Origin of the sequence: Streptomyces sp. DSM 15324, from assembly GCF_001514285.1 — a bacterium.
GTDB lineage: Bacteria > Actinomycetota > Actinomycetes > Streptomycetales > Streptomycetaceae > Streptomyces.
The window spans coordinates 148,105-163,688 of the sequence record NZ_KQ949038.1; the positions used below are offsets into that span (position 1 = coordinate 148,105).

12 protein-coding genes and 1 pseudogene are annotated in these 15,584 nt (G+C 68.5%); 4 read left to right on the forward strand and 9 right to left on the reverse strand.

The window, feature by feature from the left end:
• Positions 1–195 precede the first annotated feature (195 nt).
• Genes dmpG through AQJ58_RS36785 form a run of 3 tightly spaced genes read right to left on the reverse strand, consistent with a single transcriptional unit; the run spans position 196 to position 3,901 of the window.
• Positions 196–1,218, reverse strand: a complete 1,023-nt coding sequence (gene dmpG / locus AQJ58_RS36775; protein ID WP_079079451.1) for a 4-hydroxy-2-oxovalerate aldolase — start codon at positions 1,216–1,218, stop codon at positions 196–198.
• Complete coding sequence (locus tag AQJ58_RS36780; protein ID WP_067258447.1) at positions 1,215–2,159, reverse strand: acetaldehyde dehydrogenase (acetylating); 945 nt, start codon at positions 2,157–2,159, stop codon at positions 1,215–1,217. The genes dmpG and AQJ58_RS36780 overlap by 4 nt, the downstream gene beginning before the upstream one ends.
• Positions 2,160–2,188: 29 nt before the next feature.
• Complete coding sequence (locus AQJ58_RS36785; RefSeq protein ID WP_067258517.1) at positions 2,189–3,901, reverse strand: IlvD/Edd family dehydratase; 1,713 nt, start codon at positions 3,899–3,901, stop codon at positions 2,189–2,191.
• A 185-nt stretch (positions 3,902–4,086) separates the two neighbouring features.
• On the opposite strand from AQJ58_RS36785, the gene AQJ58_RS36790 reads away from it, so the two are divergent.
• From AQJ58_RS36790 to AQJ58_RS42000, 4 genes are all read left to right on the forward strand, one after another.
• Entirely contained in the window at positions 4,087–4,824 is a 738-nt protein-coding gene (locus AQJ58_RS36790) for an IclR family transcriptional regulator (protein ID WP_067258450.1), read from the forward strand.
• A gap of 290 nt (positions 4,825–5,114) precedes the next feature.
• Positions 5,115–5,810 (forward strand): haloacid dehalogenase type II, encoded by a 696-nt coding sequence (locus AQJ58_RS36795; protein WP_067258452.1) that lies wholly within the window; start codon positions 5,115–5,117, stop codon positions 5,808–5,810.
• A gap of 382 nt (positions 5,811–6,192) precedes the next feature.
• On the forward strand, positions 6,193–7,785 hold the full coding sequence (locus tag AQJ58_RS36800) for an ISL3 family transposase (RefSeq protein ID WP_234360422.1): 1,593 nt from the start codon (positions 6,193–6,195) through the stop codon (positions 7,783–7,785).
• 107 nt (positions 7,786–7,892) lie between these two features.
• On the forward strand, positions 7,893–8,360 hold the full coding sequence (locus tag AQJ58_RS42000; protein WP_079079454.1) for a hypothetical protein: 468 nt from the start codon (positions 7,893–7,895) through the stop codon (positions 8,358–8,360).
• Positions 8,361–8,503: 143 nt separating this feature from the next.
• On the opposite strand, the gene AQJ58_RS42005 is transcribed toward AQJ58_RS42000, so the two are convergent.
• From AQJ58_RS42005 to AQJ58_RS36835, 6 genes and pseudogenes are all read right to left on the reverse strand, one after another.
• Complete coding sequence (locus tag AQJ58_RS42005; RefSeq protein ID WP_234360423.1) at positions 8,504–9,136, reverse strand: zinc-binding dehydrogenase; 633 nt, start codon at positions 9,134–9,136, stop codon at positions 8,504–8,506.
• Positions 9,137–9,284: 148 nt separating this feature from the next.
• The gene (locus tag AQJ58_RS36815) at positions 9,285–9,734 is read right to left on the reverse strand and encodes an SRPBCC family protein (RefSeq protein ID WP_067258458.1); all 450 of its coding nucleotides are present in this window, start codon (positions 9,732–9,734) and stop codon (positions 9,285–9,287) included.
• Positions 9,735–9,985: 251 nt separating this feature from the next.
• Positions 9,986–10,768 carry an SDR family NAD(P)-dependent oxidoreductase gene (locus AQJ58_RS36820; protein ID WP_067258460.1) on the reverse strand — a complete coding sequence of 261 codons (783 nt, stop codon included), beginning with the start codon at positions 10,766–10,768 and terminating at the stop codon, positions 9,986–9,988.
• A 64-nt stretch (positions 10,769–10,832) separates the two neighbouring features.
• On the reverse strand, positions 10,833–13,382 hold the full coding sequence (locus tag AQJ58_RS36825) for a flavin-containing monooxygenase (RefSeq protein WP_067258461.1): 2,550 nt from the start codon (positions 13,380–13,382) through the stop codon (positions 10,833–10,835).
• A gap of 326 nt (positions 13,383–13,708) precedes the next feature.
• Positions 13,709–13,944 (reverse strand): annotated as a pseudogene (locus tag AQJ58_RS42010) (ISL3 family transposase); the annotation flags it as partial.
• A 227-nt stretch (positions 13,945–14,171) separates the two neighbouring features.
• The gene (locus tag AQJ58_RS36835; protein ID WP_067258464.1) at positions 14,172–15,218 is read right to left on the reverse strand and encodes an IS110 family RNA-guided transposase; all 1,047 of its coding nucleotides are present in this window, start codon (positions 15,216–15,218) and stop codon (positions 14,172–14,174) included.
• Positions 15,219–15,584 lie beyond the last annotated feature (366 nt).

Genomic DNA, 15,584 nt, shown 5'->3' on the forward strand with positions numbered 1-15,584 from the left:
ACAAGTATGGTCATAATTTAAAGTGGGTGCCGCCGTCGCCGACGTGTCGGCCCACTCGGCCGGCGCCGTCGCGCGCGACGTCTGCCGAGCGGCGATACCCGTGTCACTGGCCCACGGAGACGGCAGCCAGGCAGCAGTACGTGAGCCGAGAGGGGGTACGTACCGTGGACACCGACCCGGTCCGGTGCGCCGGATTCACGTAGGGGCCCCTGTTTTCTGCTCAAGGAGTTCCAGCGCGATGTCGGCCAGCATGTCCTCCTGTCCGGCGATGAGTTTGCGGCGCCCGGCTTCAACGAGAATCTGCCGTGTCGACAGCCCGCTCCGCTCCGCCACGTGCTCGGCGTGGCGCAGGTAGCTGGAATAGACACCGACATAGCCGAGGGTCAGGGTCTCCCGGTCGACCCGTACCGGCCGGTCCTGGACGGGGCGGACCAGGTCGTCGGCCGCGTCCTGGAGCGCCCAGACGTCACAGCCGTGCTCCCAGCCGTACAGGTTCGCGGCCGCGACGAACGCCTCGATCGGGCAGTTGCCCGCTCCGGCGCCGTGCCCGGCCAGTGACGCGTCGACCCGCACCGCCCCCGCCTCGACGGCAGCGAGGGAGTTCGCGACCGAGAGGGAGAGGTTCTCGTGGGCATGGATGCCGATCTCGGTGTTCTCGTCGAGGACGTCGCGGTAGGCGAGGATGCGGTCACGGACGCCGTGGGGGGTGAGGTGACCCGCGGAGTCGGTGACATACACGCAGTTCGCCCCGGCGGCCTCCATCGTCCGGGCGTTGGCGGCCAGTTCCTTGGGCTCGAGGCCGTGCGACATCATCAGGAACGCGGCGACGTCCATGCCGAGTTCGCGGGCGCGGCCGATGTGCTGGAGAGCCACGTCGGGCTCGGTGCAGTGGGTGGCGACCCGGACCGAGGTGACGCCGAGTTCGAACGCGGCCTCCAGATCCCCGATCCGGCCCAGGCCCGGCACCAGCAACGTGGCGACCCGGGCCCGCTGGACGGTCTCGGTCACCGCGCGGATCCACTCCTCGTCGGTGTGGCTGCTGGAGCCGAAGGTGAGCGTCGAGCCCGCGAGGCCGTCGCCGTGGGCGATTTCGATCGAGTCGACGCCCGCGCGGTCGAGTGCGCCCGCGATTTCGCGGATGGTCTCGGGCTCCATGCGATGACGTATGGCATGCATGCCATCACGCAAGGTCACGTCCTGGATGAAGACTCGGGTCACGAGACACGCTCCACAAGGTCCTCGGTCCGCCGGTGCCGTCGCTCGGCGGCTCCGACGGCTGCGGCGGTCATGATGTCGAGGTTGCCGGCATAGGCCGGCAGATAGTCGGCCGCGCCTTCCACCTCCAGGTAGGCGGTCACCTGCAGTCGCTCCCTCGGCTCGAGTGACGGCCTGATGCCCCGCAGCGGGACGTCGGTGCCGATGGTTGCGAACTGCACCTCGTGCTTGAGCCGGTAGCCGGGCACGTACGAGGACACCTCCCGGACCATGTCGTGGACCGAGGCGCGGACAGCCTCACGGTCGGTCCCGGCGTCGACCAGGCAGTGCACGGTGTCGCGCATATGGACGGGCGGGTCGGCGGGATTGAGGATCACGAAGGCCTTCCCTGTCCGTGCGCCGCCCACCACCCGCAGTGCCCGGGACGTGGTGATGGTGGTCTCGTCGATGTTGGCCCGGGTTCCGGGCCCGGCCGAACGCGACGAGATGGAGGCAACGATCTCCGCGTACTCGACCGGCACGACCCGCGACACCGCGGCCACCACGGGGATCGTCGCCTGACCGGCGCAGGTCACCATGTTGATGTCGTCGGCCTCGGCATGGTCGCCGCCGTTGACGGACGGGACGACCATGGGGCCGGCCGCGGCGGGTGTCAGGTCGATCATCCGTATTCCGCGCGCGGTCAGCGGCGCGGTGTTGTCCGCGTGGGCAGCGGCGGAGGTGGCGTCGAAGGCCAACTCGATCCCGTCGACGTCCGGCCAGGCGAGCATGCCCGCGACGCCCTCCGCGGTGGTCCGGATCCCGAGATCGCGCATGCGGCGCAGACCGTCGGACTTCGGGTCGATTCCGACGACGCCGGCGAGCTCCAGCACGGAACTGCGCATGACCTTGAAAGCGAGGTCGGTGCCGATGTTGCCGGAGCCGATGATGACGACTCGTGCCATTCCTTCTCCTGAGATACGTGAGTGTGCTGTCAGTGGCTCTCGCGGGGGATGCCCGCGGGCCGGCGGCCTACGAGGAAATCGAGATCCGCACCCCGGTCGGCCTGAAGGACGTGTTGGTGGTGGAGGAACCCGTAGCCCGAGCGGGGTGCGTCGCCCGGTGGCGCCGCACCGGCGGCCCGGACAGCCAACTCGGCGTCGTCGACGATCAGGTCCAGACGTCGGCGGTCGACGTCAAGGGCGATCCGGTCCCCGTCCCGGACCAGGCTCAGCGGGCCGCCGGCCGCGGACTCCGGTGCCACGTGCAGCACCACTGTCCCGAACGCGGTCCCGCTCATCCGCGCGTCGGAGATCCGCACCATGTCGCTGACCCCGCGCCGCAGCAGCTTGGCGGGAATGGGCAGGTTCCCGATCTCGGGCATTCCCGGATATCCCTGTGGCCCCGAGTTGCGCAGGACGAGCACGGAGTCCTCGCTGACGGGCAGGTCGGGGTCGTCGATGCGCCGGTGGAGGTCCTCCCGGTCCTCGAAGACGAGGGCGGGACCCTCGTGGCGGAGCAGGTGCTCACTGGCGGCCGCTGGCTTGATCACCGCGCCCGAGGGGGCGAGGTTGCCCCGGAGTACCGCCAGGCCGGCGCCCTTCTTCAGCGGGTCGTCCCGGCGGCGGATGACCGGGTCGTACCATTCCCGCTGCGCGGGCAAATGGTCACCCAGGCAGCCGGTGACGGTGACCGCCTCCACGTCGAGCAGCTCGCGCAGTTCGTGGAGGAGGACCGGGACGCCCCCGGCCTCGAAGAAGTCCTCCATGAGGTGCTTCCCCGCCGGTTGCAGATCGACCAGGAGGGGCACTCCCCGCGCCGCCCGATCGATGTCGTCCAGGCCGAACGGCACCCCGACGCGGCCCGCGATCGCGATCAGGTGGAGTACGGCGTTGGTCGAGCCCCCTGTGGCCGCCAGCGCCACCACGGCGTTACGGAAGGCCTCCGGGGTCAGTACGTCCGAGAGACGCGTCCCGCTGCGCACCAGTTCCACGGCCTGCCGCCCGCTGTCCTGGGCGAGAACCCGGCGGCGCGCGTCGACAGCGGGGATCGCCGCGTTTCCGGGCAGGGCGAGCCCGAGGACTTCCATGAGAACGGCCATGCTCGACGCCGTTCCCATGGTGTTGCAGTGACCGTTGGCACGCCACATACAGGACTCCGCACGGACGAACTCCTCCTCGCTCATCCGTCCCGCCCGCACCTCGTCGCTCATCCGGTACACGGCGGTTCCGGAAGCCAGCGGCTGCCCTCGGTAGCGGCCGGTCAGGGTGGGGCCACCGGAGACCACCACCGTGGGCAGATCGGCGCTGGCCGCCCCCATGACGAGGGCGGGCGTGGTCTTGTCGCAGCCACCGAGAAGGACGACTCCGTCGAGAGGGTTCGCCCGGATGGACTCCTCGACGTCCATACTGGCCAGGTTGCGGTACAGCATCGTCGTGGGGCGCATCAGCGTCTCGCCGAGCGACATCACCGGGAACTCGACCGGGTACCCCCCGGCCTCGTACACACCGCGCTTGACGGCCTCGGCGAGTTCGCGGAGATGCGCGTTGCACGGCGTGAGCTCGGACCAGGTGTTGCAGATGCCGATGACGGGGCGGCCGTCGAACATCCGATGCGGCACACCCTGTGCCTTCATCCCGGAACGCCGGGCGAACGCGATCTTCTCCGTTCCACCGAACCAGGCCTGCGACCGTCTCTCCGGGTGCAGTACGTCAGGGTTCTCTGCTGCCGGCACGGTGTCTCCTCGCTGCGTCGGATCGCCCTCGATCCGGTCTCGAAGTGTGGTGGCGCCGCCGCCAGGGGGCGAGTGGCCGCCGCGCATCTCGCATACCTTCCGCGCGGCGTGCGACTATCTCGCAACGGTGGATCGTGGCGATGCATGTGGAGGCAGGGATGGGCCTGAAGACCATCGAGCGTCTCGGTGACTTATTCGCGCTGTTCACGGCGGCCCGGCCGGAGTGGAGTCTGGCAGAGGTCGCACGGGAACTGCAGGTGCCGCGTTCCACTGCGCACGGGCTGTTGGTCTCGGTCGCCGCCACCGGGCTGCTCGACCCGGTGGGGCAGGGCCGGTACCGCCTCGGCCCCCGCATCACCGAGCTGAACGACGTCCGCATGCGGCGGCGTGACGTCGGCGAGGTGGCGGGGGACGTGCTGCATTCGCTGACCGCGGAGACCGGGGAGACCAGCAACCTGGGCGTGCTGACCGGCTCCCGCCTCCTCTTCCTCGATTCGGTGCCCGGCCGCCATCACGTCAGCGTGACCGGCGCCCGCCCCGGCACCCAGCTCGCCGCCGTCCGCACGGCGATGGGCAAGATCCTCCTAGCGCACCGGGCAGAGCCTCGGGCCGCCCTCACCGAGGAGCGGGCCGCCGAGGTGCTCGCCGGCGCAGGCCTGCGCCGAACGGCGGCCGAAGCCATCCGCCGGGACGGCATCGCCTACGACCTGGGCGACGTGTCGCCCGAGATCCGGTGCGTGGCCGCCCCGGTCCGCTGCGAGGCGGGGACGGTCGTCGCCGCCCTCAGTATCTCGACGACGGCCACGCGCTTCGCGCAGCACCACGACCGGCTCACCGACCAGGTGAGGGAGGCGGCCGCTCTGCTGGGTGAGCGGCTCCGTTCCGGTGGAGCCTGAACCGCGCGACCAAGCTGCTACAGTCCGGCTGCCGCACCGGTCGGCGGCACCACAGCCCATGCCCGGTTCTGCCACCGCTGCGCAGGGCCACGTGCGGAACCACACGACAGCCGTGAGTTCATGCAGTGCGCTGTTTCGCCTTGGCAAGCATCGACCGCCACGGCCCACGCCTCGCATGACCTCGCCTCCGGCGGCAACCTCCGCCGGCACAACACACACGTGCGCATATCCGGCGCAAGTGGAACGCCACTACTTGACGTGCGCCAGGCGAAATGCATTACGATCATCATATGAACATTCGAGCGCTGGTGTTTGATGTGTTCGGCACGGTCGTGGACTGGCGCTCCTGCGTCGCACGGGACATCCGTCGGCTGGTACCCGACGTGGACGCCGAGGCGTTCGCCGACGCATGGCGCGGCCGGTACCTCCCCTCACTGGACCGGGTACGGCGTGGCGAGCTGCCCTGGACGAACCTGGACGAGTTGCACCGGGCGTCGCTGGACGAGTTGCTCGCCGAGCACGGGGTCCCGGACACGCCCGAGAGTGTGCGCGCCGAGCTCGTGCGGGCCTGGCACCGGCTGGACCCCTGGCCCGACTCCGTGCCCGGGCTGGAGCGGCTGAAGAAGCGGTTCGTCATCGCGTCCCTGTCCAACGGCCACGTCGCACTGCTCGTGAACATGGCCAAGCACGGCGGGCTGCCCTGGGACACCGTGCTGTCCGCAGAACTCTTCGAGCACTACAAGGGTGACCCCGAGGCCTACCTGGGCGCCGCGCGACTGCTCGGACTCCCGCCGGAGCAGGTCATGATGGTTGCCGCGCACGTCGACGACCTCGCCGCCGCCCGGGCGTGCGGTCTGCGCACCGCCTACGTACACCGCCCTCAGGAGTACGGCTCGCAGCCGGCTGTCCCGCCACCGAGCAGCGACCCGGAGGCCGACGTGTCGGTGGCCTCGCTGACGGAACTCGCCGACCACCTGAACGCCTGAGATCCGGCACCGATCCCGGGTCGAACTGTCCCGTGCCCTTGAAGACGGCAGCTTTGCGCACCTGCGAGTCATCTGCCTGCGGAGTCGGGTCACCGGCCAGGAGGCTGAGGGCGCCGAACCACAGGATGCCCGGGTCGATGAGCTCCGGATGAAGGCTCGGTATTCCTTCGCGGTACTCCTTGGGGTGGCTAGGGCGATGTCATTTGGGCTCTGGCACAGATCTTGTGGAGTCGTCGCAGAGCGTCACTGTGGTGTTCGAATGTGGAGAACCGCTTCCCCGTGAGACCGCGTGCGCCGTGCCCCCGAACAACGGATACTGACGCCCCATCAAGTCGGTGCAGAACTCCGCTTTCCGCAGCGGCAGCCAGTGAGGGTGCAGGTCATGCAGACCGACGCACTGTTCTGGAAGACGCTCGTGTTCGACGGGATCGCCGAGATGGACGTCGAGAAGGTGACCGCCGCCTTCGGAACGATCGACATCGTGGCCAAAGGCCGTACGACGGGCGCGACCTGCCCTGACTGCGGCAGCCCCTCAGATCGGGTGCACGGCTCCTACCAGCGCAGACTGCGGGATCTGCCGCTCGGTGAGCGGAGTGTCGTGATCCTGCTGAAGGTCCGGCGCTTCGTCTGTGACACAAGGACATGTCCGCGCCGCACGTTCGTCGAATCGTTCGCATGGCTGACGTGCCCGTACTCGCGTTTCACCACCCGGCTCGGCCGTCTCCTGGAGCACATCGGGCTCGCACTGGCCGGACGGGCTGGCGCCCGGATGGCGGCCCAACTGGGCCTTGATGCCGGTCGGATGACGCTTCTGCGCCGGGTGACGGCCTTGCCGGATCCGCAGTTCAACACGCCGCAGGCGGTCGGGGTCGACGATTTCGCCACCCGCCGCGGCCACTCGTACGCCACCGTGATCACGGACGGTGAACGCCACCGCCCCATCGATGTGTTGCCGGGCCGCGAGGCCGCGCCGCTGGCGGCTTGGCTGAGGGCGCATCCAGGAGTAGAAGTGATCTGCAGGGACCGTGCGGGCGCGTATGCCGAGGGTGCCGCGCTCGGCGCCCCGGACGCGCTGCAGGTCGCGGACCGGTTCCATATTCTCCAGAACCTCAACCAGGCCGTCGAGAAGTGCGTCGCGGCGCATCGCGACTGCCTTCGCATCGCCGCCCCGCCACCGGCTCCTGCGACCACCAGCACACGGACCACCGAGATCGAGCTGCCCGCCGGCCGCAGGGCCGAGCGGATGCGGGCCCATCATGCCCTGGTCCACGGCCTGTTGAGGGAGGGAATGGGGCTGCGGGCCATCGCCCGCCACCTCGGCTGGGGACGGCACACCGTCCAGCGATACGCACGGGCCGCCCGCTGGCAGGACATGGTCACCGGACGCCGAACCCGTTCCAGCCACCTCGACGTGCACCAGTCCTACCTGCAACGGCGCATCGACGACACCGACGGCGTGATCACTATCAAGGACCTGCGCGAGGAACTCGCCACGCGAGGCCACCGCGTGCCCTACAGCAGCCTGCGAGACTGGGCCCGCAGCCGCTTGGAGTGGCCCGATGCACCCACGCCGACCGCTGCGGCGCCGTCCGTGCGCACCGTCGTCGGCTGGATCACCCGCCACCCCGACACCCTCACCGAAGACGAAACCACCCAGCTCAAGGCCGTCCTCGACGCCTGCCCCGAGCTGGATCAAACCCACCAACTCGTACGCGCCTTCACCCAGATGCTCGCCCGGCGCACCGGCGCCGACCTGCCGGACTGGATCAGCACCGCCCGCGCTACACGGCTGCCGGGGATGACCGGCTTCGCCCACGGACTCACCACCGACCTCGAAGCCGTGATCGCCGGACTCACGGTGCACTGGAGCTCCGGCGGCACAGAAGGTGCCGTGAACCGCATCAAGAAGATCAAGAGGCAGCTCTACGGCCGTGCCGGATTCGAACTCCTCCGCAAGATGATCCTGCTCCAATAGAGTCTCACCACAGGCTCTGCAGCCAACCTTGGGCACGTCAGCGGCGGTGACGGGCTGAGAAGATCGCCGCGAGACTTCAGATTCCCTCGAGACCAAGAAGGACAGGAATGCCGAGGAGACTGCCCATAGAGCAGGCCCAGGAGCGACTTCGATGTGAAGTGAGCCCTGGACAACGGCCTTTCGCCGAACTGGACTTGGACGAGGTGTGGCTGAGGTTCGTGCGCTTCGGCTCACAACGATTCGACACCGCGAACACACCCGACGCAGATGGCCTGCTCTGTCAGTACGGGACCCACGCCTTCGACGGGCCGCCTGCCTTCACTCTGGACTTTGCCCGGCAGTTCGAGGTCAACGATGCCTCAGGCGAGCATGATCATTACATCCAGCTCCACTGCGAACTTCGGTACGAACCCGTCCCTCAACTTCGGGCGCTGGGGCACTTCGAGTCCTGGTTCTTCCACGACACGGACGAGGAACTCGACCGCTGGGTTGATGGCCTCGGGCTTCACGAGTTCTGGACGATCGTCCGCAATTTCCATCCCACGGAAATCAGGGTCTACCAGGAACAGGTGTGAGCACGCCCGCGAATCGACCTCCCGGGTGACGCTCTGCGACGACTCCACAAGATCTGTGCCAGAGCCCGAAAGAAGCCGCCCTAGCCACCTTGGGGGTGGGCGCGCCGCGTACAGCAGTCGGTCCGCGCCATCGTGGTCCGGGCTCAGGGACGTGTCGACGGAAGCCAGGGTCCTTGCGTACCAGGAGTTGGTCGACGTAGTCGGTGACGAGCTTCTTCCTCGACCGCGGCCCGGAGCGCCCGGACCGCGGTCTGCGCCTTTCCGGTCCCTTTCACCGTCAGCACGATCCTGCCCGTTGTACGACCGGTCTCGCCCCGGGTATGTGCCTGGGCAGCCTCGGCCAGTGGGAACATGGCCTCGATGTGGACGCGCAAGGCCCCGCTCTCCACGAGACCGGCAACGGCTTGTACACCGACCCGGTCGGCCCCGACGAGGAGGGACCCGAAGCGGATACCCCGCTCGCCGATCTTCGTCAGCTCCTCGGCCTCGACGGGGACGGGCAGGATCGAGACGAGGGTGCCGCCCAGGCGCAGGACCGCGAGGCAGCGGGCACGGGCGTCGGTGTCGAGCGAGATCGGGTCGAGGACCACGTCGATGCCCTTGAGGACCTCGGCGAAGCCGACCCAGTGATAGTCGACGTACCCGCCGCCGGGATCGCCGCCATCGACATCTTCCGTTTCAGGGTGGGAAGATCGCCGAGCATCGGCACGCGCTGCAATCCAGCATTCCTGGGGTCGGACGTGACCTGCGAATCGGCTGCACACATCCCAAGGCACCGTCGCTCCTGCATGTCCAGCGGCGGGCCTTGGGCGAGTCGACACCGAACCGGTCGGGCTCGGATGACGGTGTGCGCGACGATGTCGTCGGCCGGATCTGCGACACCGATGCGGCTGCGGAGCGAGAACCTGCGGATGCCGTCCTTCGCTAATGATCCCGGCCATCGCGGAAGAAGGCGTGAAGACTGGCGTCGCCCTCGGTGATGAGGTCGCGAAGCGCTCGGATGTTCGTCTCCCGATCGTGTTGAGGCTGCACGTCGAAGTGCGCGGTCCAGCGGATGAAGGTGCGCGGCCCGTCGTCCAGCGGTACGAGCTGCACCGTCAGGACGAAGTCGTCATAGGGCATGGAGGCGTTCTCGAACCCATAGCTCAAGGTCCGGTTCCCATCGTCCATCGACAGCAGTCGCTCGCGCAGCGGATTGCCGTCGGACAGCACCATGCTGCGGACGGATCCGACCGTGCTCTGGGGGAGGCCGTCTTCGATGGCGCTCTGCGTGACGGCTGGGAACCATGTGGCGATATCGCCGAAGCGGCGCAGCACCCCCCAGACGCGGTCGGCCTCGGCATCGATGACGGTGGCGTAATCGATTGTCGACATCAGGACTTCCTTCTCTCGTGTTGGCAATTCCCTGCGGTCGCTGGCTCTGCCACGCAGTCAGGGCGTCGGCAGTCGTGCCGTTGCCCGCGGCACCGGCCCCGCCGTCGCCGAGCCGGCTCCGCACCGGTGACCGGCGGCCCTCGTCCAACCTGAGGCTCGTGCCGCCACGGAGCAGATGGCTGGAGAGATTCGCGACAGGGCCACCCGGCGGGGGAGCGGGCACCGTCATGCCGACGGCGAGCGCCGATGAACTAGATCCTCATCAGGGGGCCGGTTCCTCCGGCACTCGCCCCGCCGTCGATGACCAGCTCCGCACCGGTGACGTAGCGGCTCTCGTCGGAGGCGAGCCACAGCACGCCGTTCGCGATGTCGAGCGGAAGACCGCTGGTACCCAGCGGAACGGCGGCGGCGCTCATCGTGCCGAGGTCGGGGGCGCCGTTGGGCTCCCAGATCGGTGTGTCGATGATCCCTGGATGGACCGAATTGACTCGTATTCCCGTTCGGCCTGCAGCGCATTCCAGCGCGACCGCCTTGGTGAGCACGCGCACGCCTCCCTTGGTCGCGCCATAGGTGGCCATCATCGGCTGGCCGATGATGCCGACCGTCGAGGACATGTTGACGATGCTGCCGCCGCCGCCCTCGGACATGAACGGGATCGCGTACTTGATGCCCAGGAACACGCCTTCGAGATTGACCGCGATCTGCCGCCGGAAGTCGGCGAGCGTCGTATCGAGTACGGGCCCCATGACTCCGATGCCGGCATTGTTCACCAGCACGTCGAGCCGACCGTGGCGGGCGCGCACCTGGTCGAGTACGCCGGCCCAGGCCGTTTCCTCCGCCACGTCGTGGCGGAGGTACTCCACGCGTCCGCCGGACTTGCGGATGGCCTGCGCCGTCTGCTCTCCGAGGTCGTCCTGCACGTCGGTGACGACGACGATCGCGCCTTCGTCGGCCAGCCGTTGGGCACTGGCGCGACCGATGCCGCTCGCTCCTCCGGTCACCACGCAAACCTTGCCTTCGACACGTCCGGTCATTCGCTTCTCCTGTCGGTGATCTCTGTTCTCGGCCGCTGCGGGCCCTGCTGTCCCTGCGGCACGGTCACGCCGTCTGCGACGCCACGGGGCTCGCAGCATGCTTCTGGAGGAACCCGCCGACGAGCGCGTACAGCTGCTGCACCTCAGGAATGACGGCGGTCATGGTGAGGGCACCGTGGAACAGGCCGTCGAACCGGTGCTGCTCCACGGGAACACCGGCCGCAGCGAGCGCGCTCGCGTACTGCTCTGCCTCGTCGCGCAAGGGGTCGACCTCGACGGTCACGACCAGTGCGGGTGCGACTCCCGCCGGCGTCTGCGCCCGGTTCGGCGCTGCCAGCGCGGTGACCTCGCCGCCGCTCAGGTACGCCGCCCACATGCTGTCGATCGCGGCGGCGCCGAGGATCGGACCTTCGGCGAACTCGCTGCGCGACGCGGTAGACGCCGCGGGGTCGATGGGCGGGCACACGAGAACCTGCCCGGCGAGATCGATCCCTGCGTCGAGGGCGCGCAGCGCGGCGACCGCCGCCAGGTTCGCGCCGGAGCTGTCACCCATGAGCACGATCCGCTCGGGATCTCCGCCGTACTCCCCGATGTTGTCGTGGACCCATCGGAGGGCGTCGAAGGCGTCGTCGGGGGCGGCGGGGAACGGATGCTCGGGCGCCAGCCGGTATCCGGCGGCCACGACCACCGCGCCGAGGTTCGCTGCGAGCAGGCGAGCGGGGCTGTCGGCCAGCTCGAGCGATCCCGCGAGGAAGCCGCCGCCGTGGTAGTAGACCAGTACGGGGAGCGGGCCGTCGGCATCGGGGATGTAGACCCGGGCCTGCGGGTGGTCGATCGACTCGACGCGCATCTGCGGTCCGGGCATCTGGAGTTGGGACAATCCCGCGCTCCGCGCCCGGACGTCCTCCAGGGTCATCTCCTGCGGCGCCGGGGAATCGCCGACGAGCGTGGTGCCGAGCACCAACGCGGCGGCGGGGCTCAGCTTGAGCAACGGAGACAGCGGCGCGGAGTTTCCGCCCAGCGCGAATCCCGCATAGTCGCGGTGCGCGATCTCGGCCTGGATCGCCCGGTACAGCGGCGCGCCACCGACGAACATGTAGGCCCCGCGGGCTTTGCCAGCGATGTTCCCGCCCCGCCACCATGCCTTCTCGGCCTGGGGTATCAGGGTGAGGTCGAGGATGCCCGCGCACAGCTCTCCCCAGACGCGCTCGGCCTCCGGCGTCGGCTCGATCGTCCCGGCGGCGTCCGCCTCGACGCGCGCGATGGCCCCCGCGGTGAAGTCGACGGCATCCTCGATCGCCAGGGGCGCGTTGTAGAAGACGGCCGTGCTCTGCGGACCGACGATCATGAAGAAGTTGGGGAAGCCTGAGACTTGCGAACCGAGCAGACTGGTCGGGCCGTCGGCCCACTTCTCACCCAGTGTCACTCCGTCGCGTCCGGTGACGTTGAGCATGACCTGGGGAGCGGTGATGGCGTCGAATCCGGTCGCGAGGATGATCACGTCGAAATCCCGGCTCCCGTCGCTGGTGCGCACGCCAGTCGGGGTGATCGCCTCGATCGGGGCCTTGCGGACGTCCACCAGGTCGACGTTCGGCCGGTTGTAGACCTCGTAGTAGTCCGTTTCGAACGGCGGTCGCTTGGAGCCGTACGGGTGGTCGGTCGGCGTGAGCAGTTCGGCCGTCGCGGGATCCTTGACCCGTTCACGGATGCGCTCCCGGACGTAGTCGGCGATCGTGTCGTTGGCCTCCTTCGAGAACAGAATGTCCGTGAACGTCGAGACCAGGAGGGAAAACCCGCCCTTGTCGTAGTATTTGTCGAGGATCTCGCGCCGCTCCTGCGGGGTCGCCGCCAGGGCCGGCCCGGCCGCCAGGTCATAGGGGACGCCGATGAAGCGCTGGCGGGACCCGGCGCGCAGCTCGGCATGGTGATCGGCGTTCCACCGCCGTTGCGCGGGATCGACCGGCCCGTTGCCCAGCGGCGCCGCATAGGCAGGCGACCGCTGGAACACGGTGAGGTGCGCGGCTTCCTTGGCGACCTCCTGGATCACCTGGATGCCGGTCGAGCCGGTGCCGATCACCGCGACACGCTTGCCAGTGAAGTCGACGGGTTCGTGCGGCCAGCTGCTCGTTCGGTACAGCTCGCCTTCAAAGCTGTCCACGCCGGTGAACTCCGGGTTCTTCGGCACGGACAGGACCCCGACACCGCTGACGACATAACGTGCGGTGTGGGTCCAGCCGTCATCGGTCCGGACGATCCAGCGCGACACGTCCTCGTCCCAGGCCACCGAGGTCACGCGCGTGTTGAACGTGAAAGACCTGCGCAGATCGAGCCGGTCGGCCACCCACTCGAGGTAGGCGAGTATCTCCGGTTGTGAAGCGAAGCGCTCCGACCACTCCCACTCGCGCTGCAGGTCATCGGAGAACGAGTAGCTGTAGTGGACCGACTCGAAATCGCATCGGCAGCCGGGATAGCGGTTCCACCACCAGGTACCGCCAACGCCGCCGGCGGTGTCGAATCCCTGAACATCGAGTCCGAGCTCATCCCGCAGCTTGTGCACCGCATACAAACCGGAGAATCCGGCCCCAATAATGACGACGTCATGTTCATTGACCATCAGTTGCTCTCTCCGCAATCTCTGAGCCGATTTCCGCTGCCTATGGGAGCAATCGGAGATCACCGTAGTCATGACATCCGGGCCGCGTCTTCGGTCATCCGGTCACAAATACTGGCGGAGATTGACCACTTGGCTACCGCGTCGTGCGCGCCTCGCTCAAGCCGGAAGTATCTGAAATTCCGAGTAGCCTCATCGAGCGCGTGAAGTGGGTCTTCGAATTTGGCCTCGATCTTTCGTGAGGTCCGTCGGCTCCGCCGACGGACCTTTTCGGGGGTCTGTGAAGCGAGCGGCTCTGGCCTGTAGTCGGTGGTGACACTGGGTGTCTGTCAGGGCAGGAGGATGCGGTGGCGGAGGAGGTCGAATCCGGCGCGTCCGCGCATCTGTCTCATGATCCTTCTGGCGCGGGTGTTGACGTCTTCGGTACGCCGTCGTGGTAGCACAAAGTGAGGCCGGCGTTCAGGGCGGCCCGGTCGATTCCGAGACCGTTGATGAAGCTGTGCAGGTGGGGCATGCCGACGGCGCGGGCGGCTGTGATCCGCTCGGTGAGTCTCGCGTCGTTGTCCTCGGCCTGGCGGATACAGCCGCGCAGGGCCTCCGGGTGCACGCCGAGGTCGACAGCAAGCTTCTTGATCTGCGGCTTCCGCTCGGCGGTGCGATACATCCGCACCGCACGCTCACCCAACTCCAGCGAGTACTTCCTGGGGGGCAGCCACGGTCACGGGTCCTCTCGTGAGTCCCATCTGCCCCTCTGTCACCATTCTCGGCATCTCGGAGTGCCTCTGTGTTTTGTCAAGTAGTTTGAGGCAGCGGGTGTTTGGACCTGCGTTCGTCGGTGATCATGACGCGCCACACATGGTCGGCGAGACGGCGTTTCAGGCAGCGTTTGGCTTCCCTCGGTGTCTTCCCTTCGGAGAGTTTCCGCTGGTAGTAGGCATGCCCTGGGGCCTTCGGCATCCTGATCTGAGTGACGGCGATGGTGTGGAGGACGGAGTTGAGCTGACGGTCGCCGGAGCGTGAGAGCCGGTGGCGGGCCTTGTCCGCGCTGGCGATCTCGACCGGGGCGACGCCGGTGTAGTTCGCGAACGCCGCCGCAGTGGCGAACCGGCTGGCGCGTCCGACGCGGCCGACGAGCCGTGCCGCCAGCACCGGCCCGACGCCGGGCGTGTTCATCAGCGTGCTGCCCGAGGAGGCGACGAGTTCCTCCATGCGTACGGCGTTCTCTGCCAGCCGCTTGTCCAGCGCCCGGATCTCCGTGACCAGGTCGCGGGCAAGGTCCTTGCGGATCTTTTCGACGTTGCCGGCGGGGCGGACCGTGCGCAGCAGGGCGGCGGCCTGGTCCGCCGACAGCTGAGGCGGAGCCCCGCCGGGCAGCAGATCGCGCAGCACGGCGTGCAGCTGGTTGATGGTGCGGACCCGGGCCTGGGCAAGGTTGACGCGTCGTTCGTCGAGCAGGGCCAGGGCCGTGGTGTGGTCGTCCGCGTTCACCTCGCGCCCGTCTCCGTGGATGTGGGCCGTGGCCGCGGCGGCAGCGTCGATCCGGTCGTTCTTGCGGCCACCGCCACGGGTGAGTTGACGGACGCGGCTGGTCGCCGAGGCGGGTACATCGACGACGCTCTCGCCGCGGGCGACGAGCCACTGGGCCAAGTGGCGGCCGAGCCCGTTGGCGTTCTCCACCACCCACTTGCGCAGCGGCCAGCGGCGGCCCCAGGTCAAGAGCCGCCGGTAGTCCGCCAGGCTCGCGTCGATCCTCAGCGAGCCCGCCTGCTGATTCGAGACAGGGTCGACGGCGGTGGCGGTGTGCGTGGACTTGTGCGGGTCAACACCGAGCAATATCACGGGAGTTCGTTCCTCACGGCCGGACGACAGGACGTCCACGGCCGACACGCCGACTTCGGGAACCGCTGCCGGGACACGCCTCTGTTGAGTCAGACCGTGGCCGGACACCGGGCCGGCGGCACACCCCGAGCGGGCCAGCCCCGAAGGGCGGCAGGAACCTCACGAGCCATCCAACCCAGCCTCCTGACGGAACGCTACGAGCGGCCAACCCGACCGCGCTCCGCTACGGCCAATACAAGTCGGGAACCTCAGGAGTGCACGCAGTCCGGCTCCGTCCCGCCCCCCGGGCAGACAGCTGCGGCATCGTCCCGGGCCCGGGTCCGCGATCCGCAACAGATCACCGCTGGCCTCCGCCCGATCGACCCG